General features: G+C 70.4%; 22 protein-coding genes and 1 tRNA gene. 7 read left to right on the forward strand and 16 right to left on the reverse strand.

What is annotated here, in order from left to right; all coding sequences use genetic code 11:
- Positions 1 to 2 precede the first annotated feature (2 nt).
- Positions 3 to 386: a nuclear transport factor 2 family protein gene (locus AQJ84_RS31560; RefSeq protein WP_030043140.1), complete on the forward strand. Its 384-nt coding sequence runs from the start codon at positions 3 to 5 to the stop codon at positions 384 to 386.
- Positions 387 to 397: 11 nt separating this feature from the next.
- On the opposite strand, the gene AQJ84_RS31565 is transcribed toward AQJ84_RS31560, so the two are convergent.
- The 3 genes from AQJ84_RS31565 to AQJ84_RS31575 form a co-directional block, all read right to left on the reverse strand.
- Positions 398 to 610: a hypothetical protein gene (locus AQJ84_RS31565; protein ID WP_030043139.1), complete on the reverse strand. Its 213-nt coding sequence runs from the start codon at positions 608 to 610 to the stop codon at positions 398 to 400.
- Positions 611 to 737: 127 nt separating this feature from the next.
- Positions 738 to 3,164, reverse strand: coding sequence for an FxSxx-COOH system tetratricopeptide repeat protein (gene fxsT, locus AQJ84_RS31570; protein ID WP_053193564.1), 2,427 nt, complete (start codon positions 3,162 to 3,164; stop codon positions 738 to 740).
- Between the two features lie 368 nt (positions 3,165 to 3,532).
- Positions 3,533 to 3,614: transfer RNA gene (locus AQJ84_RS31575), tRNA-Tyr, on the reverse strand.
- Positions 3,615 to 3,848: 234 nt separating this feature from the next.
- Between AQJ84_RS31575 and AQJ84_RS31580 the strand changes: the two genes are divergently transcribed.
- A complete protein-coding gene (locus AQJ84_RS31580) occupies positions 3,849 to 4,337 on the forward strand; it encodes a YajQ family cyclic di-GMP-binding protein (RefSeq protein WP_030043137.1) in 489 nt (162 codons plus the stop codon).
- A gap of 113 nt (positions 4,338 to 4,450) precedes the next feature.
- Here the strand turns inward: AQJ84_RS31580 and AQJ84_RS31585 are convergent, their stop codons facing one another.
- Positions 4,451 to 4,717, reverse strand: a complete 267-nt coding sequence (locus AQJ84_RS31585; protein ID WP_030043136.1) for a GlsB/YeaQ/YmgE family stress response membrane protein — start codon at positions 4,715 to 4,717, stop codon at positions 4,451 to 4,453.
- 199 nt (positions 4,718 to 4,916) lie between these two features.
- Between AQJ84_RS31585 and AQJ84_RS31590 the strand changes: the two genes are divergently transcribed.
- Positions 4,917 to 6,167, forward strand: coding sequence for an APC family permease (locus AQJ84_RS31590; RefSeq protein ID WP_030043135.1), 1,251 nt, complete (start codon positions 4,917 to 4,919; stop codon positions 6,165 to 6,167).
- Between the two features lie 294 nt (positions 6,168 to 6,461).
- Here AQJ84_RS31590 and AQJ84_RS31595 read toward each other — a convergent pair whose 3' ends face one another.
- The 12 genes from AQJ84_RS31595 to AQJ84_RS31650 all read right to left on the reverse strand — a co-directional run bounded on the left by AQJ84_RS31595 (position 6,462) and on the right by AQJ84_RS31650 (position 18,614).
- The gene (locus AQJ84_RS31595) at positions 6,462 to 6,854 is read right to left on the reverse strand and encodes a YccF domain-containing protein (protein ID WP_030043134.1); all 393 of its coding nucleotides are present in this window, start codon (positions 6,852 to 6,854) and stop codon (positions 6,462 to 6,464) included.
- Entirely contained in the window at positions 6,851 to 7,714 is an 864-nt protein-coding gene (gene htpX, locus AQJ84_RS31600; RefSeq protein WP_030043133.1) for a zinc metalloprotease HtpX, read from the reverse strand. Before htpX ends, AQJ84_RS31595 begins: the two co-directional genes overlap by 4 nt.
- A gap of 207 nt (positions 7,715 to 7,921) precedes the next feature.
- Positions 7,922 to 9,445: an NADH-quinone oxidoreductase subunit N gene (locus tag AQJ84_RS31605; protein ID WP_030043132.1), complete on the reverse strand. Its 1,524-nt coding sequence runs from the start codon at positions 9,443 to 9,445 to the stop codon at positions 7,922 to 7,924.
- Positions 9,442 to 11,016, reverse strand: a complete 1,575-nt coding sequence (locus AQJ84_RS31610; protein ID WP_030043131.1) for an NADH-quinone oxidoreductase subunit M — start codon at positions 11,014 to 11,016, stop codon at positions 9,442 to 9,444. The genes AQJ84_RS31605 and AQJ84_RS31610 overlap by 4 nt, the downstream gene beginning before the upstream one ends.
- Positions 11,017 to 11,022: 6 nt before the next feature.
- Complete coding sequence (locus tag AQJ84_RS31615) at positions 11,023 to 13,017, reverse strand: NADH-quinone oxidoreductase subunit 5 family protein (RefSeq protein WP_053193567.1); 1,995 nt, start codon at positions 13,015 to 13,017, stop codon at positions 11,023 to 11,025.
- Complete coding sequence (nuoK, locus tag AQJ84_RS31620; RefSeq protein WP_030043128.1) at positions 13,014 to 13,448, reverse strand: NADH-quinone oxidoreductase subunit NuoK; 435 nt, start codon at positions 13,446 to 13,448, stop codon at positions 13,014 to 13,016. The genes AQJ84_RS31615 and nuoK overlap by 4 nt, the downstream gene beginning before the upstream one ends.
- The gene (locus AQJ84_RS31625) at positions 13,448 to 14,131 is read right to left on the reverse strand and encodes an NADH-quinone oxidoreductase subunit J family protein (RefSeq protein WP_037803856.1); all 684 of its coding nucleotides are present in this window, start codon (positions 14,129 to 14,131) and stop codon (positions 13,448 to 13,450) included. The genes nuoK and AQJ84_RS31625 overlap by 1 nt, the downstream gene beginning before the upstream one ends.
- On the reverse strand, positions 14,128 to 14,805 hold the full coding sequence (locus AQJ84_RS31630) for a NuoI/complex I 23 kDa subunit family protein (protein ID WP_030043126.1): 678 nt from the start codon (positions 14,803 to 14,805) through the stop codon (positions 14,128 to 14,130). Before AQJ84_RS31630 ends, AQJ84_RS31625 begins: the two co-directional genes overlap by 4 nt.
- Before the next feature lie 2 nt (positions 14,806 to 14,807).
- Complete coding sequence (locus AQJ84_RS31635) at positions 14,808 to 15,776, reverse strand: complex I subunit 1/NuoH family protein (protein WP_030043125.1); 969 nt, start codon at positions 15,774 to 15,776, stop codon at positions 14,808 to 14,810.
- Positions 15,773 to 17,515 carry an NADH-quinone oxidoreductase subunit C gene (locus AQJ84_RS43790; protein WP_063785391.1) on the reverse strand — a complete coding sequence of 581 codons (1,743 nt, stop codon included), beginning with the start codon at positions 17,513 to 17,515 and terminating at the stop codon, positions 15,773 to 15,775. Before AQJ84_RS43790 ends, AQJ84_RS31635 begins: the two co-directional genes overlap by 4 nt.
- A complete protein-coding gene (locus tag AQJ84_RS31645; protein ID WP_053193570.1) occupies positions 17,512 to 18,213 on the reverse strand; it encodes an NADH-quinone oxidoreductase subunit B in 702 nt (233 codons plus the stop codon). The genes AQJ84_RS43790 and AQJ84_RS31645 overlap by 4 nt, the downstream gene beginning before the upstream one ends.
- The gene (locus AQJ84_RS31650) at positions 18,204 to 18,614 is read right to left on the reverse strand and encodes an NADH-quinone oxidoreductase subunit A (protein WP_030043122.1); all 411 of its coding nucleotides are present in this window, start codon (positions 18,612 to 18,614) and stop codon (positions 18,204 to 18,206) included. The genes AQJ84_RS31645 and AQJ84_RS31650 overlap by 10 nt, the downstream gene beginning before the upstream one ends.
- Positions 18,615 to 18,959: 345 nt before the next feature.
- Here AQJ84_RS31650 and AQJ84_RS31655 point away from each other — a divergent pair, with 345 nt between their 5' ends.
- From AQJ84_RS31655 to AQJ84_RS31670, 4 genes are all read left to right on the forward strand, one after another.
- Positions 18,960 to 20,162 (forward strand): sensor histidine kinase, encoded by a 1,203-nt coding sequence (locus tag AQJ84_RS31655; protein ID WP_030043121.1) that lies wholly within the window; start codon positions 18,960 to 18,962, stop codon positions 20,160 to 20,162.
- A gap of 108 nt (positions 20,163 to 20,270) precedes the next feature.
- Positions 20,271 to 21,632, forward strand: a complete 1,362-nt coding sequence (locus tag AQJ84_RS31660; protein ID WP_030043119.1) for a sensor histidine kinase — start codon at positions 20,271 to 20,273, stop codon at positions 21,630 to 21,632.
- Positions 21,633 to 21,969: 337 nt separating this feature from the next.
- Positions 21,970 to 22,629: a response regulator transcription factor gene (locus AQJ84_RS31665; RefSeq protein ID WP_310591804.1), complete on the forward strand. Its 660-nt coding sequence runs from the start codon at positions 21,970 to 21,972 to the stop codon at positions 22,627 to 22,629.
- A 310-nt stretch (positions 22,630 to 22,939) separates the two neighbouring features.
- Positions 22,940 to 23,583, forward strand: a 644-nt coding sequence (locus AQJ84_RS31670; RefSeq protein WP_211276883.1) for a 2-oxoacid:acceptor oxidoreductase family protein, incomplete at its 3' end; no start/stop codon positions are given.

A 23,583-nucleotide genomic window follows, 5' to 3' on the forward strand; every position in this document is an offset into this window, starting at 1 on the left:
GGGTGGCCGCCGAGGGGGTACCGGGGGCACGGGAGGCCGTGCTGCGGCGGATGTACGAGGTCTTCTCCACCGACGAGCGGGACACCGTTGCCGTGCGGTGCCTGGCCCCGGACGTGGACTGGCCGAACATGCTGGACGGGGTCCGGCTGCACGGCCGCGACGCGGTACGCGCCTACTGGGCACGGCAGTTCGCCGCCGGTCATCCCCTCGTACGACTGGTAGGGCTTCGGGTCGACGGGGACGGCGAGGCGGTGGTGGCGACGGTACGGCTCGGGACGCGGGACGCCTCGGGTGACCTGTGGGCGGTGGGGACCGTCGAGCACGTGTACCGGTTCCACGGGGACGGGTTGGTGGCGCGGATGGACGTCCGGCCGCCTTCGACGTAGGCGAATCCCGCCTAGAACAGCGGCAGTTGACCGGGGAAGACGGGGACCGCGTACCCGTCCAACGTCGGTTGCGCGGCCCCGAGTTCCGCCTGCCTGCGGGAACCGGGGCACGAAACGAGTTCGCCGCTCTCGCGCGCGCCTGGCGGGTCGTGGCGGGCGAAGCGTCCCGCGACCACGGCGATCTCGCGACGGCATTCGGGGCAGTGTCTGCGGCGGGTGGACATGGGGTCAGTGTGCCCTGGGAGGTCGCGGCCGTACCGGAGGAGACCCGGGCCCTGGGAGGGGAGGGGGTCTATAGCCCGGAGATCGGGGTGGCGTGCCGTCCGGACCTCTCTCAGCGTCTTCGCCGTGTCAGTCACCGCTCGGTCGTTGGAGGCTGTCAAGCAGTCGCGTGGCGATCAGGGTGTTGGGGTGGTCCTCCCCCAGCACCCGCCGCTGCTGAGCCAGGGTGTCCTCGCTCAGCTGCCGTGCCTCCTCCACACGACCCAGATGCGCCAGATCCACCGCCAGGTTCGAGGCGGTGATCAGGGTGTCGGGGTGGTCGTTCCCCAACACCCGCCGCCGACGGGCGAGAGCGTCCTTGCCCAGCTCCACCGCCTCCTCCACCCGACCCAACTCCGCGAGCCGGATCGCCAGGTTGGACGCGGTGGTCAGGGTGTGGGGGTGGTTCTCTCCCAGCACCCGCCGCTGCCGAGCATGAGCGTCCTCGGTCAGCCTCCGCGCCTCCTCCACACGACCCAACTCCGCCAAGTCCACCGCCAGGTTCGAGGCGGTGCGCAAGGTATCGGGGTGGCCCTCCCCCAACACCCGCCGCCGACGGGCCAGAGCGTCCTCGCCCAGCTCCACCGCCTCCTCCAGCCGACCCAACTCCGCGAGCCGGATCGCCAGGTTGGACGCGGTGGCCAGGGTGTCGGGGTCGTCTTCCCCATACGCCCGCCTCTGCCGGTCGAACAGGTCCCGGTGCAACGCGTAGGCGCGGTCGTGATCACCAACAGCAGTGGATGCCATGGCCAGGTAGTTGACGGCCCACCAGGTCTGAGGGTTTCCAGGGCCCAGCAGGGCTTTCCAGGCTTGGTACAGGCTTTCAAGGCGGGGCAGGACGGCTGGTGCGCTGCCGCGGTCCAGGAGGTACAGGCACGCCTCGCACGCCGCGAAGCGGGCGTCTGCCGTGACCAGCTCGGTTGGGTCGATCGTCAGCAGGTGAGGCAGCAGGCTGGGCCAGCGGGGCCAGGTTTCAGGATCCTGCGCTTTGCCGGGGTATGCCGCAGCGAGCAGAGCGCTGGCGTTGCGCGCGGCTCTGGCGCGCTCCTCGGCGGTGAGCTGGTCCTTGAGGACGGCTTGGGTGAGGCGGTGCAGGTGCAGGCTGCCACCCGCCACCCGGGCCAGCCCGTGCTGGTGCAGTGCCGACAGGACACGGCTTTTCGTGCGCCGGTCAGCCACCACCTGGCCCACGGATGACGCCTCGTCGTCCTCCTGTGACGCCTCGTCGTCCTCCTGCCGGGTGCAGGCGTGCAGGGCAAACGGTTCCGGGGCCAGCAGTGCGCAGGCGTTCATGACCTCGGCCGCCTCCGGGTCCTGGGCCCGCAGTCGCTGCATGCTCAGGCGGATCTGGGCGGCCAGCGACCACCGGTAATCCCGAGGCCTGCCCTCGTCGGTGACCTCGCTGGCGTTGTCGGCCAGCATGGCCAGGTAGTCGTCCACGGTCGTCGTCGTCAGCACCGCGGCGGCCTGGACCAGGGCCAGCGGCAGGTCGTCCAGCGCCTGAGCCAGCCGCCCCGCATCCGCCTCCGCCAACCACGGCGTCCGACGGCGCAGCAGATCGGTGGACTCCCGCCGTGCCAGCACGTCGACATCCAGCGGCGAGGCCACGCCGTGCCAGTCCGGGTTACGGGAGGTGATCAGCACATGCCCCGGCCCGGACGGGACGAAGTCCGCCAGCGCCGCGGGGTTTTCCGCGTTGTCGAAGACGACCAGCCAGCGCGCCCGCGACCGCAGCTCACGGCCCAGCGCCTGCAGCGCCTTCCCGGTCGGCGTGTCCGGTTGCGCAGCCCCGGTCTCGACCGCCAGAAAAGCCAACTGGCCGGGAATCAGTGCCGGGTCTTCCGCCCGCACCCACCACACCAGCTCGTACTCCCCGCAGAACCGGTGCGCGTACTCGGCAGCCAGCTGCGTCTTGCCCACGCCACCGCGGCCGTCCAGTGCCACCACCGCCACCGCACGCCCACCCGCCAGCCGGGCACGAACCTCCACCAGCAACTCATCCCGGCCCACGAACCCCGCGTTGCGGGCCGGCACGTTCCACACCCGCGGCAACGTGCCCGGCAGCCGCGGCCCGGTCGCCCCCATACTCCGCAGCCGGCCCGCCCCACCCTCGCCCGGGAATCCCGGACTCACCCGTGGAGAGCCCGCCGGACCCTCCACGGCGGCCAGCAGCGCCGCCCGGGCCTTTTCCTCCCTCAGCCCGAACAACGCCGGCGCAATCAGGGCCCGCAGCATCGGCGGCGCGGCACAGTCCTCGATCCGTAACGGGATCAGCTTCTCCCGGCCAGCCAGCTTCGCTGTCCACTCCTCAGTGGTCCACCGCTCAGGATCGAAGTACGCGGACGAGAACAGTGCCACCATCGGCCCCGCGGCCAGCGCCCGGTCCATGTTCCGAACGAAGTTCTCCCCGGCCCCCCAGTGCCAGGCATCCAACTCCACCTCGTACCCGGCGTCCTGCAGCTGCCAGGCCACCCACTCCGCCCACGCAAGATCCGCCCCCGCATGCGAGACGAACACGCGCGCCCCACCCGGCACATCCCCGACACCCACCACCCGGACCCCCGTACCAGTCCCAAGCCATCCCATCACCGAGACTAGAACCCACCCAGACCACCGCACACGTACTTGCCGCCAATCCGTGCCGATGGGCACGGAAACAGCCGCTGAGTCTCCTCGCCCTTGGCGCCTCGGCTCGTCGGCATGGAGGGCCCGCAGGCTCAGGAGAACCCGTCGGCAGAAGCCTGAAACCGCCCCACGCAGGCTGGTCAGCACCCGAACCAGGTGAGACTCACCGGGGCGGAGGGGCTGGAAGCCGATGCTGCTCCGGGAACGACGAAAGGGTCTGTGATCAGCATTGCTGCTGATCACAGACCCTTTCGGTCGTGTGGCGGCGCCAGGATTCGAACCTGGGAAGGCTGAGCCGGCAGATTTACAGTCTGCTCCCTTTGGCCGCTCGGGCACACCGCCGGGGGTTGCTGCCCTTCAAACCGCTTTTCGGCGGTGCTCCGTGGCAACGACGTAAACAATACCCGATACGGAGGGGTGCTTCGCCACTCGATTGATCTGCGCCCGGAGGGCAAGGGGTGGCTAGGCTTGTCCGGATGCGGCCCGGGATCACGCCGGGCTCGGCGACCGCCCCCACGTACGCCGATACGCACGTACGCACCCCGATACGCACCCCGATACAAGGAGCCACAGGACATGGCCGACTCCAGTTTCGACATCGTCTCGAAGGTCGAGCGGCAGGAGGTCGACAACGCCCTCAACCAGGCCGCCAAGGAGATCTCGCAGCGCTACGACTTCAAGGGCGTGGGTGCCTCGATCTCGTGGTCCGGTGACAAGATCCTTATGGAGGCGAACTCCGAGGACCGGGTGAACGCTGTCCTCGACGTCTTCCAGTCCAAGCTGATCAAGCGCGGGATCTCCCTGAAGGCGCTGGACGCGGGCGAGCCCCAGCTCTCCGGCAAGGAGTACAAGATCTTCGCGTCGATCGAGGAGGGCATCTCCCAGGACAACGCGAAGAAGGTGGCGAAGATCATCCGCGACGAGGGCCCGAAGGGCGTGAAGGCGCAGGTGCAGGGTGACGAGCTGCGGGTCAGCTCGAAGAGCCGTGACGACCTGCAGGCCATCATCGCGCTGCTGAAGGGCAAGGACTTCGACTTTGCACTGCAGTTCGTGAACTACCGGTAGTCACTGCCACCAGTCGGTACTGGTGGTACGAGGAAGGGTGGGCCCCGGCCGGTTTTCCGGCGGGTGCCCACCCTTCTCGCCTGCTGGCTGCGGTCTGGGGGTGCTTCTCGCGTTCAGTCGCGCGAGTTGCCGAACAGGAGACGGTAGGCGATCAGGAGGACCAGCGAGCCGCCGATCGCCGCCGCCCAGGTCGCGCCGTCGTAGAAGTCCTTGGCGATCGGGTGGTCCAGCCAGCGGGCCGATATCCAGCCGCCGATGAACGCGCCCGCGACACCGATGAGTGTCGTGCCGATGAAGCCACCCGGGTCACGGCCCGGCAGCAGGAACTTGGCGATGGCTCCGGCCAACAGACCGAGAATGATCCAGCTGATGATTCCCATGCCCTGAACCTGCCCTTCCGTTCTGTGCCCGCACTGTCTCCGGCCTCTGAGTTCGCGATCACGCCTGTGATCTTCGTCGCTGCAGACGGTGCTGGTGGGCCGTGCGAGTACCGCTTGTCGCGCGGGTGTTCGTGCTGTGTTGTCGTAGAGGACGCCAGGGCTGCACCCGGTGGTTGCAGTGATCAGTAGGGTGCGACGCATGGCTGGTTCCGACGCCGAACTACGGCGGACTCTCGGTGTGGGCGACGCGGTGGTCATCGGGCTGGGCTCGATGATCGGCGCCGGCATCTTCGCCGCCCTCGGCCCCGCGGCGCGCGCTGCCGGTTCCGGTCTCCTGCTCGGGCTGGCGGTCGCCGCCGTGGTCGCCTACTGCAATGCCACCTCCTCGGCGCGGTTGGCGGCCCTGTACCCCGCCTCCGGCGGGACCTATGTGTACGGGCGGGAGCGGCTGGGGCCTTTCTGGGGGTATCTCGCGGGCTGGGCGTTCGTGGTCGGCAAGACCGCGTCCTGTGCGGCGATGGCACTCACCGTGGGGACGTACGTCTGGCCGGGGCAGGCGCACGCCGTGGCGGTCGCGGCAGTGGTGGCGCTGACCGCGGTGAACTACGGCGGGGTGCAGAAGTCGGCGTGGCTGACCCGGGTGATCGTGGCGGTGGTCCTGGCGGTCCTCGCTTCCGTGGTGGTCGTCTGCCTGGGGTCCGGTGCGTCCGACGCCGGACGGCTGGACATCGGGGCGTCGGGCGGGGTGGCCGGGGTGCTGCAGGCGGCCGGGCTGCTGTTCTTCGCGTTCGCGGGGTACGCGCGGATCGCGACCCTCGGCGAGGAGGTGCGCGATCCGGCGCGCACGATCCCTCGCGCGATCCCGTTGGCTCTGGGCATCACGCTGGTGGTGTACGCGTGTGTGGCGGTGGCCGTCCTTTCCGTGTTGGGTGCGGGCCGTCTGGGGCAGGCGACCGCGCCGCTGGCCGACGCGGTACGGGCGGCCGGGGTGCCGGGGCTGGTGCCGGTGGTTCGGGTGGGGGCGGCCATGGCGGCGCTGGGCTCACTGCTCGCCCTGATTCTCGGCGTCTCACGAACGACGCTGGCCATGGCGCGGGACCGGCAACTGCCCGGTGCCCTGGCCGCCGTCCATCCGCGTTTCCAGGTGCCGCACCGGGCTGAGCTGGCCGTGGGTGCGGTGGTCGCGGTCCTGGCCGCCACGGTGGACGTTCGCGGCGCGATCGGGTTCTCCTCCTTCGGTGTGCTCGCGTACTACGCGGTGGCCAACGCGTCGGCCTGGACGCTCGGTTCGGCTTCTGTGGCACGGGGGGCGCGGCTGGTTCCGGCGCTCGGGCTGCTGGGGTGCGTGGTGCTGGCCTTCGCTCTGCCGGCGGTCTCGGTCGTGGTGGGGGCTGGTGTGCTGGCCGTGGGGGCAGCCGCCTACTGGGTACGGCGGCGGATGGCGGACTAGGGCTGGGGGGATGGGTTGGGTTGGGGTGGGTTGGGTCGGTGCGCCGCGTGCCGTGGCCGTGCGCGGAAGCCGAGCCGGGTACGGCCGTGTCGGGTACGGCCGAGCCGGGTACGGCCGTGTCGGCAACTGCCCGCTCGCAGCCACGCATTCATCATGCAGGGTCCGACTGACAACCCTGCGAGGCTGTGGACAACTCGCGGCTTGTGGAAAACCCGAGGTCGGACTGTCCGTTCGCAGGCGGCCGAAGCTGCTCCCGAGGTCGGACTGTCGGCTCCCCACCCCCTGGATTTGCCGTCAGCGCCCCGCGAACGGCTGGTTGCTCGGCACGATTTCGCGGCCCAGCGGGAACAGCGAGACCGGGATCAGCTTGAAGTTGGCGATGCCGAACGGGATGCCGATGATCGTCACGCACAGGGCGATGCCGGTGACGATGTGGCCGATGGTCAGCCACCAGCCGGCGAGGACCAGCCAGAGCACGTTGCCGACGCAGGAGGAGGCGCCCGCGTCGCGTCGCTCGACCGTGGTGTAGCCGAAGGGCCAGAGGGCGTAGACACCGATACGGAACGCCGCGATGCCGAAGGGGATGCCGATGATGGTGATGCACAGGATCACTCCTGCGACCAGGTAGGCGAGGAACAACCAGAAGCCGCTCAGGACGAGCCATATGACGTTCAGGATGGTTTTCACTGTGGGGGACCTGCCATCTTCTCGAGCCGGGCGATGCGTTCCGCCATCGGCGGGTGTGTCGAGAACATCTTGGAGAGCCCCTGGCCTGGGCGGAAGGGGTTCGCGATCATCATGTGACTCGCGGTCTCGATGCGCGGCTCAGGGGGCAACGGCAGTTGCTTGGTGCCCAGTTCAAGCTTGCGCAGGGCACTGGCCAGGGCGAGGGGGTCGCCGGTGAGCTGGGCGCCGGACGCGTCGGCCTCGTACTCCCTGGAGCGGCTGATGGCGAGTTGGATGAGGCTGGCCGCGAGCGGGCCCAGAATCATGATCATCAGCATGCCGAGGAGGCCGGGGCCGTCGTCGTCGTTCGAGCGGCCGATCGGGATCAGCCAGGCGAAGTTGACCAGGAACATGATCACGGAGGCGAGGGCGCCGGCGACCGAGGAGATCAGGATGTCCCGGTTGTAGACATGGCTCAGTTCGTGGCCGATGACGCCGCGCAGCTCACGCTCGTCCAGGATGCGCAGGATGCCCTCCGTGCAGCACACGGCGGCGTTGCGCGGGTTGCGGCCGGTCGCGAAGGCGTTCGGTGCCTCCGTCGGGGAGATGTACAGGCGGGGCATCGGCTGGCGGGCCTGGGTGGAGAGGTCGCGGACCATGCGGTAGAGGCCGGGGGCCTCGAACTCGCTGACCGGGCGGGCGCGCATCGCGCGTAGAGCGAGCTTGTCGCTGTTCCAGTACGCGTACGCGTTGGTCCCCAGGGCGATCACGACCGCTACGACGAGCCCCATACGGCCGAAGAAACTGCCGATGACGATGATGAGCGCGGACAGTCCCCCGAGGAGTACTGCGGTCCTTAGCCCGTTGTGCCGGCGGTGCACGGTACGCCCTCCAAGTCGTGCAGCAGGGGAACCCTTTGCTTGCTGATCTCGCTTACTGAGCTTGCTTCTGACGCTGGGTACCACTGGTGTCGTGGGGACATGTCCAGTGGACCCTCCCGTTCTGGTCAACGCCAGGCGAGGGTCTCCAGTTCCCTTGTGCGCACGGCGGCCCGCGTGGGCCGTCCGGGTGAGGGCGCTGGTCCGCGCTCAGAAGAGTCCGGTGTCGGTGAAGCGCAGGACCAGCTGGGGCGCTCCGGAGAGGGCGATGGCGAGGACACCGGTCAGGGCGATCGCTGCCGTGAGCGGAGCGGGGACGCGGTGCACGGCGGGTTCGCCCTCGGGGGCGCGGAACAGCAGGGCCGTCCACTGGAGGTAGTAGAAGAGCGCGATCACTACGTTGACGGCCATGACCACGGCGAGCCAGCCGAGACCCGCGTCGACGGCCGCGGAGAACACCGTGACCTTCGCGAAGAGGCCGATGATGCCGGGCGGCAGTCCGGCGAGGCAGAGCAGGAAGAACGCCAGGAGGAGGGCGGCGAGCGGGTTCGACGCGTACAGGCCTCGGTAGTCGGAGACGCGGTTGAGCAGCTTCGTACGGCCGACCAGGGCCGCCACCGCGAAGGCGCCGAGGTTCACGGCGGCGTACATGAGGGCGTACGCGACCGTGGAGCCGATCGACCGCTCGGCGTCGTCGGAGTACGCGGCGGCGGCGATCGGTACGAGCAGGTAGCCGGCCTGTCCGACGGATGACCAGGCGAGCAGCCGTACCGCGCTGTACGCGCGCGTGGCCTGCTGGCGGAGGGCGCCGACATTGCCGACGGTCATGGTGAGGGCGGCGAGCGCCGCGAGCGCGGGGCCCCACACGTCGGCGTACGACGGGAGGGCGACGACCGTGACGAGGATGAGGCCGGAGAAGCCGACCGCCTTGCCGACGACCGACAGGTAGGCGGCGATCGGGAGGGGCGCTCCCACGTAGGTGTCCGGCACCCAGAAGTGGAAGGGGACGGCAGCGGTCTTGAAGGCGAAGCCGATGAGGGTGAGGGCGACGCCGGTCTGGGCGAGGGTGTGGAGCTGTCCGTCGACGTCCTGGATACGGTCGGCGATGCGGGTCAGGTAGAGGGTGCCGGTGGAGGCGTACACGAAGCTGATGCCCATGAGGCTGACCGCGGTCGCGGTGACCGAGGACAGGAAGAACTTCAGGGCCGCTTCGGACGACTTCCTGTCGCCGTGCCGTAGGCCCACGAGGGCGAAGGCGGGCAGGGAGGCGACCTCCAGGGCGACGATCAGGGTGGCCAGGTCGCGGGAGGCGGGCAGGAGGGCCGCGCCGGCCGCGGAGGACAGCAGCAGGAACCAGTACTCCCCCTCCGGGAGCCCCTTGTCGGCGTCCTTGAGGGCGGTGACCGACAGGAGGGCCGCGAGCAGGGCGCCGCCGAGGACGAGGAGCTGGAGGACGAGGGTGAAACGGTCGGCCGTGTAGCTGCACACGTCGGGGGCGCCGGTGAGGCAGAAGGTGCTGCGGTCGCCGTCCAGGAGGGGCAGCAGCATGAACGTCGAGGCGGCGAGGCCCGCGACCGACAGCCAGCCGAGGAGAGCCTTCCTGCGCTCCCCCACGAACAGGTCGGCGACGAGCACGACGAGTCCGACGACCGCCGCGATGGTGGGCGGCGCGATGGCGAGCCAGTCGACGGACTGGACGAGGTTCGCGGCTGGCGGCTGGGCGAGGGAGCTCATCGGGTGCCTCCTGAGAGGAGCTGCTGCACGGCCGGGTCGGTCAGTCCGAGGAGGACCTTGGGCCACAGTCCGGCGACGACGGTGAGGGCGACGAGCGGGGCCCAGGCCGCGAGCTCGTAGGTGCGGACGTCGGCGAGCTGCGGAGCTTCCTGCCGTACGGCGCCCATGCAGACGCGGCGGACCACGATCAGCATGTACGCGGCCGTCAGCAACGTGCCGAACGCGCCGATCGCCATGAAAGTGAGGAAGGCGGGGCGGCTGAGGTCGTCGGCGGGCTGGAACGCGCCGAACAGCGCCAGCATCTCGCCCCAGAAACCGGCGAGGCCGGGCAGGCCGAGCGAGGCGACGGCGGCGAAGGCGAGCAGGCCGCCGAGACGGGGGGCCTTGCCGTAGAGCGCGGCGCCGGTCTCCTCGGCGAGGGTGTCGAGGTCGGTGGTGCCGGTGCGGTCCTTCAGGGCTCCCACCAGGAAGAAGAGGAGGCCGGTGATGAGTCCGTGGGCGATGTTGGCGAACAGGGCGCCGTTCACGCCGGTCGGGGTCGTGCTGGCGATGCCGAGCAGGACGAAGCCCATGTGGCCGACGGACGAGTAGGCGATGAGCCGCTTGAGGTCACCCTTCGCTCCCCGCTTGGCCAGGGCCAGACAGGCCAGGGATCCGTAGATGATCCCGACCACTGCGAAGGCCGCGAGGTAGGGCGCGAAGGTGCGGAAGCCGTCCGGTGTGATCGGCAGCAGGATCCGGACGAACCCGTAGGTTCCCATCTTCAGCATGACGCCGGCCAGGAGCACCGAGCCGACGGTCGGGGCGGCGGTGTGGGCGTCGGGCAGCCAGCTGTGCAGCGGCCACATCGGGGTCTTGACCGCGAGCCCGATCCCGATCGCCAAAACCGCGATGACCTGCACGGATGTGGTCAGTGACCGGCCGTTGTCAGTGGCGAGTGCCACCATGTCGAATGTGCCCGCCTTGATTCCGATCAGGAGCAGGCCGAGCAGCATGACCACGGATCCGAGCAGGGTGAAGAGGATGAACTTCCAGGCTGCCTGGGTCCGTTGCTCACCGCCCCAGCGGGCGATGAGGAAGTACATCGGGATGAGGACCATTTCGAAGGCGAGGAAGAACAGCAGCAGGTCGAGGACGGCGAAGGTGGCGAGGGTGCCGGACTCCAGGACGAGCAGCAGTGCGACGAACGCCTTCGGGGTCGGGCCCGCGGGCATCTTGAAGTAGGAGTAGAGCGCGCAGAGGAAGGTCAGCAGCGCGGTCAGGACCAGAAGGGGGAGGGAGATGCCGTCGATGCCGAGGTGGATGCGCACGTCGAGTGCGGGGATCCAGCTGATGTCGGTCGTGGCCTGCATCTTCGACGGGTGGTCGTGGTCGAAGCCGAGCGCGAGGACGACGGCGGCGATGAGGATCACGCCGGTGACCGTCACACCGTGCCGCAGCACGGCCTGCTCGGGTGACTTCCCCCTCAGCCCCGGCGGGGCCGGGAGCAGAGCCGTGACGGCGCCGAGGAGCGGACCGGCCACGATGAACGCCAGAAGGACCTGCATCACGGACTCGTTGATATCGATCACGCCTGCTCACGCTCCCGTGGCGACGAGGACGGCGGCGACCACCAGGACGACGGTGCCGGCGAGCAGCGCGCTCACATAGGTCTGCAGATTGCCGGTCTGGGCGCGCCGTACGGCGGCTCCCAGCAGCCGGGGCAGCGCACCCGCGCCGCGTACGTAGGTGTCGACGACCTCCCGGTCCAGGAACCGGACAAGGGTCGCTCCGGCCTGGACGGGACGGACGAAGAGGGCCGTGTACAGGGCGTCGAGGTGGAAGCCGACGGCTGCGTGGCGGTGCAGCGGGCCGAGCAGAAGACGGCTCGGGTCCGCCGGGTCGGGCGCTGAGGCCACGTCTCCGTATGCCGGCGCGTGGCTCGCGATGGCCTCGGCCTCGACGAGTCCGGCGTCACCCTCGGGGTGGGCGGCGACGGCGCCGATCGGGGAGGCCGCCGCCATCGTCGCGGTGTGCCGCCAGGCGGCGTAGGTGACGATGGCGCCGACCAGGGCAACGCCCGTGCCGAGTACGGAGGTGGCCAGGGTCGGGGTCAGGTCACGGCCGTCGAACCAGTCGGGCAGCACGCGGTAGGCGAGTGCGCCGACGGCGAGGGACGGGACGGCGAGCACCCACAGCACGACGGTCATGGTGAGGGGCTGGCGCCCGTGGTCGGGTGCCTCGGTGCCCCGGCCTCGGAAGGCCAGCAGCCACAGGCGGGTCGCGTAGGCGGCGGTGAGCAGGGCGGTGAGCAGGCCCGCGACCAGGACGGTCCAGCCCGCGGCGCCGGGCGCGTGCTCGGTGTGGCCGGTGACGACGTGTTCGGCGGCGCCGAGCACCGACTCCTTGGAGAAGAAGCCGCTGAAGGGCGGGATCGCGGCGAGCGCGAGGAGCGCCACGGTCATCGTCCAGAAGGCGTCGGGGACACGGTCGCGCAGGTTGCCCATACGGGACATGGCGGCCAGTGAGTTGGTGCCGGCGGCGTGGATGATCACGCCTGCGGCGAGGAACAGCAGGGCCTTGAAGGCGCCGTGCGAGAGGAGGTGGAAGACGGCGGCTCCGCGGTCGCCGACGGCGAGGGCGCCGGTCATGTATCCGAGCTGGCCGATCGTCGAGTAGGCGAGGACGCGCTTGATGTCGTCCTGGGCGAGTGCGGCGAGCGCCGAACCGGTCATCGTGACGGCGGCCATGACGGCCAGAACGACCATCGCCGCCTGGGATGCCTCGAACACCGGAAGGAGACGGGCGATGAAGTAGACACCGGCGGCGACCATCGTCGCGGCGTGGATCAGCGCGGAGACGGGAGTCGGGCCCGCCATCGCGTCGGGGAGCCAGGTGTGCAGCGGGAACTGCGCCGACTTGCCCGCCACGCCCGCCAGGAGCAGCAGCGCGATCAGGGTCGGGTGGTCGAGCCCGCCGCTCGCGACGGAGCCGAGGACACGCGTGATGCGGAAGGACCCGGCGTCGGTGGCCAGCGCGAACAGACCGATGAGGAAGGGCACGTCGCCGAGCTTGGTGACCAGGAAGGCCTTGAGGGAGGCGGCGCGGGCCTCCGGGGTCTCCCAGTAGTGGCCGACCAGGAAGTACGAGCAGATGCCCATGATCTCCCAGCCGACCAGGAGCACCATCAGGTCGCCGGAGTAGACGACGAGCAGCATCGCGGAGGTGAAGAGGGAGACGAGTGCGGCGTACGAGGGGTAGCGCGGGTCGTCGCGGAGGTAGCCCGTGGAGTAGATCTGCACGCAGGTGGCGACGAAGCCGACCAGGACGGCTACGAGCGCGGCGAAGCCGTCGATGTGCAGGGCGAGTTCGATGGGGACCGAGCCGGTGGGGGTGAGCTCGGTGGCGGCGTCGACGGCCTGCTCGCCGCCCTGGCGCACGGCGACCACCGCGGCGAGCGCGAGGGCGGCGAGCGTCGGCAGAACGGCGAGTGGGCGGACGAAGCCGGGGGCCGTGCGACCGAGAAGCAGGCCGGCGGCGGCGCCCAGGAAGGGAAGGAGGGGGACGAGGACGGCGAGGGTGGTGGTGGTCACGCGGTGGCCTCAGCCTTCCCGGCCCGACCGGCCTGCGCGGCCGTGTGGGCGTCACTGTCGGAGCCGTCGGAGCCATCGGAGTGGTCCGCGCCGTCGGACGACTGGCTCTCGTGGCCCTCGGCCGTGTCGCGGAGCCTGTCGATGTCCGCGGTGCCGCGGTTGCGGTGGACGGCGAGGACGATCGCGAGGCCGATACCGATCTCGGCGGCGGCGATGGCGATGGTGAACAGGGTCAGGGCCTGGCCGGAGTGCAGGGTCTCCTCGGCGGCCTTGCTGAGCCAGACGTCGAAGGCGACGAGGTTGAGGTTGACGGCGTTGAGCATCAGCTCGACCGACATCAGAACCAGGATGGCGTTGCGGCGGGCGAGGACGCCGTACAGGCCGGTGCAGAAGAGGAGGGCGGAGAGCACCGCGGGATAGGCGAGGTGCATCAGCTGGCGCCTTCCTGTTCGGCAGGGTTCGTCCGGGCGCCCGGAACAGATTGCGAACTCTCTGTGACCGGGCGGGAACTCTTGGTGGCGGTTCGGGAGTTCACAGGGGGAGAGCTCATCTCCGCCTTCGTCTTGCGGGACAGGACGATCGCGCCGACCAGGGCCGCGAGGAGGAGGACGGAGAGGGCCTCGAAGGGGAGGACCCAGTTCTGGAAGAGGCTGGCGCCGGTGGCCTCGGTGGAGCCTGCCGCCGGGCCGTCCAGGTCGATCCAGGTGGTGCGGAAGGCGTCGACGACGACCCAGACCAGGGCGGCCGCGGCGGCGACGGCCACGAGGAGGGCGGCCCAGCGGTTGCCGGAGTCGGCGTCCGGGGAGCGGCCGATGGGAGCTCTGGTGAGCATCAGACCGAACAGGAGGAGGACGACTACGGAGCCGACGTAGATGAGGACCTGCACCCAGGCGATGAACTCGGCGGTGAGCAGGAGGTACTCGACGGCCAGACCGCCGAGGGCGACCACCAGCCACAGGGCGGCGTGCACCAGCTGCTTGGTGGTGACGGTGACCAGCGCGGCGCCGAAGGTGACCAGGCCGACGAGGAGGAAGGCGATCTCGACGCCGGTCGGGGAGAGGAAACCGTGGGTCTCGCCGGCGGCGGAGGTCAGCACGGTGGAAGCGGAGCTCACGCGTCTCCCTCCTGCGGCTTCGGGGCGGGCTTCGGGGCGGGCGGGGCCGGCGGCGTGGACTCGGCCGACGGGGCGGGCGGAGGCTCCTGAGCGGGCTCGGGCGACTGGGCGGGCTTGGGCGACCGGGCGGGCTCTGGTGTCGCTTCGGCTTGGGCCGCGGCGAGCTTCTCCGCCGTCTTGCGGGCGGCGGCGATCTCCTTCGGCTCCTCCGCGGCGGGGTCGAGGGCGGGCGGGGCCGGGACGGTCCACATCCAGTCGCGGAGCTTGTCACGTTCGTGGGTGAGGTCGCGGATGTCGGTCTCGGCGTACTCGAACTCCGGGGACCAGAACAGAGCGTCGAAAGGACAGACCTCGATGCAGATACCGCAGTACATGCACAGGGAGAAGTCGATGGCGAAGCGGTCGAGGACGTTACGGCTGCGTTCGCGGCCGCCAGGGGCCGCCGCGGGGACCGTCTCCTTGTGGGAGTCGATGTAGATGCACCAGTCCGGGCACTCCCGGGCGCACAGCATGCAGACCGTGCAGTTCTCCTCGAACAGGCCGATCACGCCGCGGGTGCGGGGCGGGAGATCGGGCTGGACGTCCGGGTACTGCTCGGTGACGGTCTTCCGCGTCATCGTGCGGAGGGTGACGGCCAGGCCCTTGGCGAGGCCGGAGCCGGGGAAGGGGGCCATGGTTACTGGATCACCACCTTGACGATGCCGGTGAGGGCGATCTGGGCGAGGGAGAGGGGGACGAGGAGGGTCCAGGAGAACTTCTGGAGCTGGTCCTCACGCAGGCGGGGGTAGGTGACGCGGAGCCAGATCACGATGAAGGCGAGGACGGCGGTCTTCAACAGCGTCCAGACCCAGCCCAGGCCGTCGGCGCCCCAGGGGCCGTGCCAACCGCCCAGGAAGAGGACGGTGGTCAGGCCGCACAGGACGACGATGCCGGCGTACTCGGCGAGGAGGAACAGAGCGAAGCGGAGGCCCGTGTACTCGGTGTAGGCACCGAAGATGATCTCCGAGTCGGCGACGGGCATGTCGAAGGGCGGGCGCTGGAGTTCGGCGAGGCCGGCCACGAAGAAGACGATCGCGCCGACGATCTGCCAGGGCAGCCACCACCACTCGAAGGCGTCGAGGATGCCGGGGATCGAGACCGTGCCGGCCGCCATGGCCACCGAGGCGGCGGTGAGCAGCATCGGGAGTTCGTAGGCGAGGAGTTGCGCGGCGGTACGTAGGCCGCCGAGGAGGGAGAACTTGTTGGCGGAGGCCCAGCCGGCCATGAGCGAGCCGAGGACTCCCACACCCATCACTGCGAGGACGAAGAAGATACCGGCGTCGACGACCTCGCCGACTGCGCCCTCGCCGGGGCCGATGGGGATGGCGAGGAGGACCAGGAGGTACGGGAGGAGGGCCACGGCGGGGGCGAGTTGGAAGATACGGCGGTCCGCGCCCGCGGGTACGACGTCCTCCTTCTGCGCGAACTTCACACCGTCGGCGACGAGCTGGGCCCAGCCATGGAAGCCGCCGGCGTACATCGGGCCGAGGCGGCCCTGCATGTGGGCCATGACCTTGTGCTCGGTCTGGCCGATGATCAGGGGGAAGGTGAGAAAGACGACGAAGACGACCAGGAGTCGCAAGGCGACGTCGAGCACGTCGTTCACTGCGGGCCTCCTGCGGGGTTTTCGGGGGCGGGCTTGGGGGTGGGAGCCTGCCGGGTTCCGGTCTCCGCGTCGGCGTCGGCGTCGGCCTCGGTGTCGGTGTCGACCTCGGACTCCGGGTCGGCTGCGGCTGCGGCTGCGGATTCCGCGTCGGCCGCGGCTTTGGCTGCTTGCCCGGCTGCAGCTTCCGGTGTGGCTGCCGGTGTGGGTTCGGCAGGCGGTACCTGCTCGGCTCCGGCCTCGCCTGCGGTCCCGCTACCGGCCCCCGCTCGGGGCTCAGCCCCAGTCACGGTCTCGGCGCCGGACCCGGCCTCCGTCGCAGCGTCGGTCACGGTCTCGGCCCCGGACCCGGCCTCCGTCGCAGCGTCGGTCCTGGTGCTCGGCTCTGCCTCAACACCTCGCTCGGGCTCCGGTTCGTCGAAGGCCGGGCGGGCGTGGTGCCAGGGGGCGTCCGGGCTGCGCGGGGTGGCGGCCTTCGGGGGCGTGCCGCCGGCCTGCGGAGGCGCGGCGGCCTCGTCGGTGTCGTCGGTGTCGTCAGATGACGCCGCCGTACCGGGCATGTCTCGCTGACTCGCCGACCCCTCGGACGTCGTGCGCGCACGACGCCGGGCGACCGGCGCTTCCCTGGGCGGAGCAACCGCGGGCGGTACATCCGTACCCGCCACATCAGTACTGGAGGTCTCCGCACCGGAGGCCTCCACACCGGAGGCCTCCACACCTGAGGTCTCCGCACCCGAGGACTCGGCACCCGAGGCGTCCGTACCCGAGGACTTGGCACCTGAGGCGTCCGCACTCGAGATATCCCTACCCGGCGCATCCGCGGGCTGAGGCGCCTCGGTCGCGCCCTTCGTGGCACGCGCCTCCGGGCTCGTCTGGCTCGCTGAGCCCTCCGACGCCGTGCGGGAACGCCTCGGGGCGGCGGGCGTGTCCGCGGCCTCGGGTGTGGACGCCGGGGTGGTCGCGCCCTCCGGGGCACGCGCCTCCGGGCTCGTCTGGCTCGCCGAGCCCTCCGACGCCGTGCGGGAACGCCGCACCGGCCGGTCACCCACAGCGCGTGCCGCCGGACGCTCACCAGCGGCGCGTGCCGGGCGTTCGCCGGGGGCTGCCGATCGCGCGGGACGTTCGCCCGGGGTGCGGCCCGCTCCGCGGGCCGGGCGGGTGGGGGCCGGGGGGAGTTGACCCTTGAGGGGGCCCCATTCGTTGGGGTCGGGGACGCCGGGGGGGAGCATCTGGCGGCGTTTGGGGCCGCCGTGTTCGGACTCGCCGGGTTCCTTGGCACCTGGCCAGGCCTTGGCGACGCGGGCGGCGAGGACGAAGTCCTTGCGGAGGGGGTGGCCCTCGAAGCCCTCGGGGAGCAGGAGGTGGTCCAGGGCGGGGTGGCCCTCGAAGGCGACGCCGAACATCTCGTGGGTCTCGCGCTCGTGCCAGGCGGCACCGGCGTACACGTCGACGGCGGTCGGCAGGGCGGGGGCGTCGTGCGGGACGGTCGTACGGACGAGGAGGCGGCGTACTGGGGAGAGCGCCACGACGTGGGCCGAGACGCGGAAGCCGGTGCCGGGTTCGTCGACCGCGCTGAGCCAGTCGAAGTAGGTGCAGCCGAGGCGGTCGCGGGCCGCTTCCAGTGCCGAGATCCAGGAGGAGGGGGGTACGTCCACGGTCAGGACCTCGTACGACTCCTCCGCCGTGGCCTGCGGGCCGAACAGTTCCTCGGCGGGGGCGGGCAGCCAGCCGACCACGGTCATCGCGGGTCCCCCTCGGCGGATTCGGCGGACTCGGCGGCCTTGGCGGACTCGGCGGACTCGGCGGACTCGGCGGACTCGGCGGCCGGCGGTCGCACCAGCCCGCTCTGGAGCGCGGCCGCCGACGGACGCGCCGTGCCGGATCCGTACCGCTCCCCCAGGGACTCCCGGGCGATCTTCTCCTGGAGTTTGAGGATGCCCTGGAGAAGGGCCTCGGGACGGGGCGGGCAGCCGGGGACGTAGACGTCGACCGGGATGATCTGGTCGACACCCTTGGTGACGGAGTACGAGTCCCAGTAGGGGCCGCCGCAGTTGGAACAGGCGCCGAAGGAGATGACGTACTTGGGCTCGGGCATCTGTTCGTAGAGGCGCTTCACGGCCGGGGCCATCTTGTCGGTCACCGTGCCCGAGACCACCATCAGATCGGCCTGGCGCGGTCCGGGCGCGAAGGGGATGACGCCGAGGCGGATGAAGTCGTGGCGGGCCATCGACGCGGCGATGAACTCGATCGCGCAGCAGGCGAGGCCGAAGTTGAAGACCCAGAGGGAGTAGCGCCGGCCCCAGTTCAGGACCACCTTCATCGGCTCGGGTGCGAGGCGGGCGAGCGCGCCCAGCCGCTTCGGCTCGGGGAGCAGCACCGGTTCGGGGACCGAAGGAGCGGCAGAAGGAGGAACCGAAGGGGTCGAGGAGTTCACGTCCATGCCAGGACTCCCTTCTTGTATGCGTAGAGCAGACCCACGGCCAGGAAGCCGAGGAAGATGAACATCTCCACGAGGGTCGTCGCGCCGTACCCGGGGGCGGCGAAGACGGTCGCCCAGGGGAACAGGAAGATCGAGTCGACGGCGAAGATGACGTACAGGAAGGCGTAGACGTAGTAGCGGACCTGGGTGTGGGCCCAGCCCTCGCCGACGGGGTCGACACCGCACTCGTACGTCAGGAGCTTCTCGGGGGTGGGGACCACGGGTCGCAGCAGGCGCCCGGCTCCGAAGGCGACGGCGACGAACAGCACGCCGACGACGGCGAGCAGCCCGACGACCGAGTACGACTGGAAGTAGTCCGCCGCGACGACGACGGTCGAATCGACGACGGTCGGTTCCGGCACGTCCGTCCCTCGCTCCCTGACCTCGTGGACCCCGAGGCCTCGTGGACCCTGTGGCCCCGTTGACCCTGTGGCCCCGTTGACCCTGTGGGTCCGCCGGACCCCGTGGACCCCGTGGACCCTGTCACTACGTGAACGCCGCCGTGGGTGTTCCGCGTGCCCGCCGCTCTCCGACGGTCCGCGTGAACCTCACTGTTCGACGATCTGTACGCACGGGAGTCTAGGGCCTGCTAAAGACGAGGTAAGCAGGCCGTCACGCGTTGACGTGCCTGGGTGGGGTTTTCCCCCGGGCCGGCGGGGCGGTCCGCCTCATGGCGCGGCGGCCCGGCGCCCGGCACGCTAACCCGTATGACCGAACGTCTACCGTCTTCGAGACCCTCCGGGGAAGCGGACAGCGACCGTCTGCCGCCTGCCCGTTTCGCCTTCGACCGGCACACCTGGAAGGAGATCGCGCACCTCCTGGCGAACCTGCCGGTGTCACTGCTGGGCTTCGTCTACGTCGTGACGGTGTTGTTCACCGGCTTCTGGCTGACCGTCACGGTGATCGGCTTGCCACTGCTCGCGGCCGGCCTGATGGGTGCGCGGCAGCTGGGGAAGCTGGAGCGGGCGCGGGCCAGGGCGCTGCTCGGGGTACGGGTCGACGAGCCGACGCCGCTGCCCCTGCGCGGCAGCAAGCACGGCTTCGTCGCGCAGCTGTGGATGGGGATCAAGGACCCGGTGGGCTGGCGGACGGTGCTGTACGACTTCATCCGGCTGCCCTGGGGTGTCCTGACCTTCACCATCACGCTGACCTCGTTGTTCGTGCTGTGGCCGGTGCTGCCGTTCATCGCCCGGGGGCTGAGCAACGTGGACCGGGCGATGGTGCGCGGTCTGCTGTCGCCCTCCGACGAGCTGGAGCGGCGGATCGCCGAGCTGGAGTCGGACCGGGGGGTCGTGGTCGACACCGCGGCGGCCGACCTGCGGCGTATCGAGCGCGATCTGCACGACGGGGCGCAGGCCCGGCTGGTCAACCTGGCGATGGGGCTGGGCCTGGCCAAGGAGAAGCTGCTGGAGGACCCGGACACGGCGGCGGTGATGGTCGCGGAGGCGCACGGCGAGGTCAAACTGGCGTTGCAGGAGCTGCGTGATCTGGCCCGGGGCATCCACCCCGCCGTGCTGACGGACCGCGGTCTCGACGCCGCCCTGTCCTCCGTCGCCTCGCGCTGCACGGTGCCGGTGAAGGTGACGGCCGACCTGCCCAGCAGGCCCGCCGCCGCGATCGAGGGCATCGCCTACTTCACGGTCTCGGAGCTGCTGCAGAACGTCAGCAAGCACAGCGGGGCGCGGACCGCGTCCGTCGACGTGTGGCGGGCGGACGACCGGTTGCTCATCCAGGTGTGGGACGACGGCCGTGGCGGCGCGCGCCTCGACGGCGGTACCGGCATGCGGGGACTCGCCGACCGGCTGGGCGCCGTGGACGGCCTGTTCGTCATCGACTCGCCGCCGGGCGGACCGACCGTGGTGACGGCGGAGCTGCCGTGGCGGGACCGGACGTTCGACGCCCGGGGGTAGGGAAAACCCCCCTCCCGAGACGCCGACGGACTCCATGGTCCGCGGGGCCGCGACCGAGCAGGGTGAGGTACGACGGCAAGCAGCAGGACGAGGAGAAGGACTACGCCGATGGCCACGGACTACGGGCAGGGCTACGGGTACGACGCTGAGCTCGGCCCCCGCGAGAGCGTACGGCGGCACCGGCTGCCGGCCGGCCTCCGGGCGCCGTTCGAGGGGCGCAGCTGGCGCGAGTTCGGCTATGTGCTGCTGAGCCTGCCGATCAGCATCGTGCTGTTCACGTACGCCGTCACGATGGTGTCACTGGGCGCGGGACTGCTCGTGACCTTCCTCGGCATTCCGGTGCTGGCGGCCGGGCTGGCGGGGTGCCGCGCGTTCGGGGCGCTGGAGCGGACGCGGGCCCGGGCGCTGCTGGGTCTGGAGGTGGCCGACCCGGAGCCGTTGCGGATGAACAAGCACGGCGTGATGCCCTGGATCGGGGCGGTCCTCAAGAGCGGCACCTCGTGGCGGACGCTGCTGTACGCGGTGCTGCACCTGCCGTGGGCGGTGTTCTCGTTCGTCGTCGCGGTGAACCTCTGGGTGTACGGCTGGGCGCTGCTGACGTACCCGCTGTGGTTCTGGCTCTTCCCGGTGTACGGCGGTCAGGACGGACTCCAGCTCTACGGCGACGAGACCCACCAGATCTATCTCGACAACCCCTTCGAGATCACCGTGACGGCGCTGGTGGGGCTGCTGTTCACGCTGGCCACGCCGTGGATCGTGCGGGCGCTGACGATGGTGGACCGGGTGATGGTGCACGGGCTGCTCGGACCGACACGGCTGTCGGCGCGGGTGGTGGAGCTGGAGTCGGACCGGGGAGTCGTCGTCGACACCGCGGCGGCCGACCTGCGGCGCATCGAGCGGGACCTGCACGACGGGGCGCAGGCCCGGCTGGTGGCGCTGGCCATGGATCTGGGGCTGGCGAAGGAGAAGCTCGCGGAGGATCCGCAGGCGGCGGCGCGGATGGTGGACGACGCGCACGGCGAGGTGAAGACGGCACTGCAGGAGCTGCGGGACCTGGCGCGCGGGATCCACCCCGCCGTCCTGACGGACCGGGGGCTGGACGCGGCGCTGTCGGCGGTGGCATCCCGGTGCACCGTGCCCGTGCAGGTGGAGGTGGATCTGCGGTCCCGGCCGGCGGCGGCGATCGAGGGGATCGCGTACTTCACGGTGTCGGAGCTGCTGCAGAACATCAGCAAGCACGCCCGGGCGAGCTGGGCCGCGGTGGATGTGTGGCGGGTGGAGAACCGGCTGATGTTGCAGGTCGTGGACGACGGCGTGGGCGGGGCGGACACCTCCGCCGGGTCGGGGCTGGCCGGGCTCGCGGAGCGGTTGGACGCGGTGGACGGGATCCTTGTCGTGGACTCACCGGCCGGCGGGCCCACCCGGGTGACCGCGGAGCTGCCCTGGCGGACGGAGCCGGCGATGCGGTGAGCGAACCGGGGCGGCGAGAGCGGCTCGGACGGGCGGCGGGGCTTCTGGCCTCCGCCGCCCTTGTGTGTGCCGGTGTGCCGGTGTGCCCGTGTGCGCCGGTGTGCCGGTCCGCGGCACCGCCTGACGTCCGCCGAACCGAAGCCACGCCCGATGATCGACGACAGGATGATCGACAACAGGCCGTGCAGGAGGCCGGAACCCGCCGTGCCGTGACCGTATTCCCGTGGATTCCCGCTGCCCGGGCGCACCGGGGTCCGAATGCTGGAATGCTGGACTTCGTCGTCCGGGCGGGCGTGTAGTCGGGGGCTGTGGGGGGCCGAGGATCGTGGAGGACAGGGTGCGGGTGGTCATCGCCGAGGATTCAGTGCTGCTCAGGGAGGGCCTGACCCGGCTGCTGACCGACCGGGGGCACGACGTCGTCGCCGGAGTCGGTGACGGGAACGCGTTGATCAAGACCATCACGGAGCTGGACGCGCAGGACGAGCTGCCGGACGTCGTGGTCGCCGACGTACGCATGCCGCCGACGCACACCGACGAGGGGGTGCGGGCCGCCGTACAGCTGCGCAAGGCGCATCCCGGACTCGGCGTACTCGTGCTGTCGCAGTACGTGGAGGAGCGCTACGCCACCGAACTGCTGGCCGGTTCCAGTCACGGGGTCGGCTATCTGCTGAAGGACCGGGTGGCCGAGGTGCGTGAGTTCGTGGACGCGGTGGTGCGGGTGGCCCAGGGCGGTACGGCCCTGGACCCCGAGGTCGTCGCGCAGCTGCTCGGACGCAGCCGCAAGCAGGACGTGCTCGCGGGACTCACCCCGAGGGAGCGCGAGGTCCTGGGGCTGATGGCCGAGGGCCGTACGAACTCCGCGATCGCCCGGCAGCTGGTAGTGAGCGACGGGGCCGTCGAGAAGCACGTCAGCAACATCTTCCTGAAGCTCGGGCTGTCGCCGAGCGACGGGGACCACCGGCGGGTCCTCGCGGTCCTCACCTACCTGAACTCCTGAAGCCCTCGGCGCTTCCGAACTTCCGGCCGCCCGAAACCGTCGCAACCGCCGAAACCGCCGACACTGACACCGTGTCAGTCGCGCCGGCACGACACGGAGCGAGCGAGAACCGGAGGAGTCGCGGAAGCGTCTTCTAGGGAAGCGCCGAGGGTGGGTAAATCACGACAAGTCGGGGCAAGCAACCGTCTCAAATGCGTGTCCATCATGCGAATGACCCAGGGAAGGCGATCCTTGCGGTCGTAGGGTTGGTCCTGGGAGGGCCTGCGGGTAGGTCGCTCCCAGACAGCCGCCTCGAGGGAGGTCCAGATCAGTGACGCAGGTCAGTAGCCCAGCGGAACAGGCCGACGGAACCGTCGTGGGAGAGCAGCGCAAAGCGGCAGGCACTAAGGATGTCCGCCGCCTGGACCGGGTGATCATTCGTTTCGCCGGGGATTCCGGTGACGGTATGCAGCTCACCGGTGATCGTTTCACTTCGGAGACGGCGTCCTTCGGGAACGATCTGTCGACGCTGCCGAATTTCCCGGCCGAGATCCGGGCCCCTGCCGGCACGCTGCCGGGCGTCTCGTCTTTCCAGCTGCATTTCGCCGACCATGACATTCTCACGCCGGGTGATGCGCCGAATGTGCTGGTGGCGATGAATCCGGCGGCGTTGAGGGCGAACATCGGCGACCTGCCGCGGGGTGCGGAGATCATCGTCAATACGGATGAGTTCACCAAGCGGGCGATGGCGAAGGTGGGCTATGGGAGCAGTCCGTTGGAGGACGGTTCGCTGGATGGTTATCACCTGCATCCGGTGCCGTTGACGTCGTTGACGGTTCAGGCGCTGAAGGATTTCGACCTGTCGCGTAAGGAGGCCGAGCGGAGCAAGAACATGTTCGCGCTGGGTCTGTTGTCGTGGATGTATCACCGGCCCACGGAGGGTACGGAGAGGTTTCTGACGTCGAAGTTCGCGAG

Source organism: Streptomyces resistomycificus, assembly GCF_001514265.1.
In the GTDB taxonomy this organism is placed as follows: Bacteria; Actinomycetota; Actinomycetes; order Streptomycetales; family Streptomycetaceae; genus Streptomyces; species Streptomyces resistomycificus.

Bases quoted from the DNA above. Each gene is read 5' to 3' on its own strand.
- AQJ84_RS31565 (WP_030043139.1), bottom strand. From the start codon at position 610: ATGTCCACCCGCCGCAGACACTGCCCCGAATGCCGTCGCGAGATCGCC.
- AQJ84_RS31580 (WP_030043137.1), top strand. From the start codon at position 3,849: ATGGCCGACTCCAGTTTCGACATCGTCTCGAAGGTCGAGCGGCAGGAG.
- AQJ84_RS31585 (WP_030043136.1), bottom strand. From the start codon at position 4,717: ATGGGAATCATCAGCTGGATCATTCTCGGTCTGTTGGCCGGAGCCATC.
- AQJ84_RS31590 (WP_030043135.1), top strand. From the start codon at position 4,917: ATGGCTGGTTCCGACGCCGAACTACGGCGGACTCTCGGTGTGGGCGAC.
- AQJ84_RS31605 (WP_030043132.1), bottom strand. From the start codon at position 9,445: ATGAGCTCCCTCGCCCAGCCGCCAGCCGCGAACCTCGTCCAGTCCGTC.
- nuoK (WP_030043128.1), bottom strand. From the start codon at position 13,448: ATGCACCTCGCCTATCCCGCGGTGCTCTCCGCCCTCCTCTTCTGCACC.
- AQJ84_RS31630 (WP_030043126.1), bottom strand. From the start codon at position 14,805: ATGGCCCCCTTCCCCGGCTCCGGCCTCGCCAAGGGCCTGGCCGTCACC.
- AQJ84_RS43790 (WP_063785391.1), bottom strand. From the start codon at position 17,515: ATGACCGTGGTCGGCTGGCTGCCCGCCCCCGCCGAGGAACTGTTCGGC.
- AQJ84_RS31645 (WP_053193570.1), bottom strand. From the start codon at position 18,213: ATGGACGTGAACTCCTCGACCCCTTCGGTTCCTCCTTCTGCCGCTCCT.
- AQJ84_RS31655 (WP_030043121.1), top strand. From the start codon at position 18,960: ATGACCGAACGTCTACCGTCTTCGAGACCCTCCGGGGAAGCGGACAGC.
- AQJ84_RS31660 (WP_030043119.1), top strand. From the start codon at position 20,271: ATGGCCACGGACTACGGGCAGGGCTACGGGTACGACGCTGAGCTCGGC.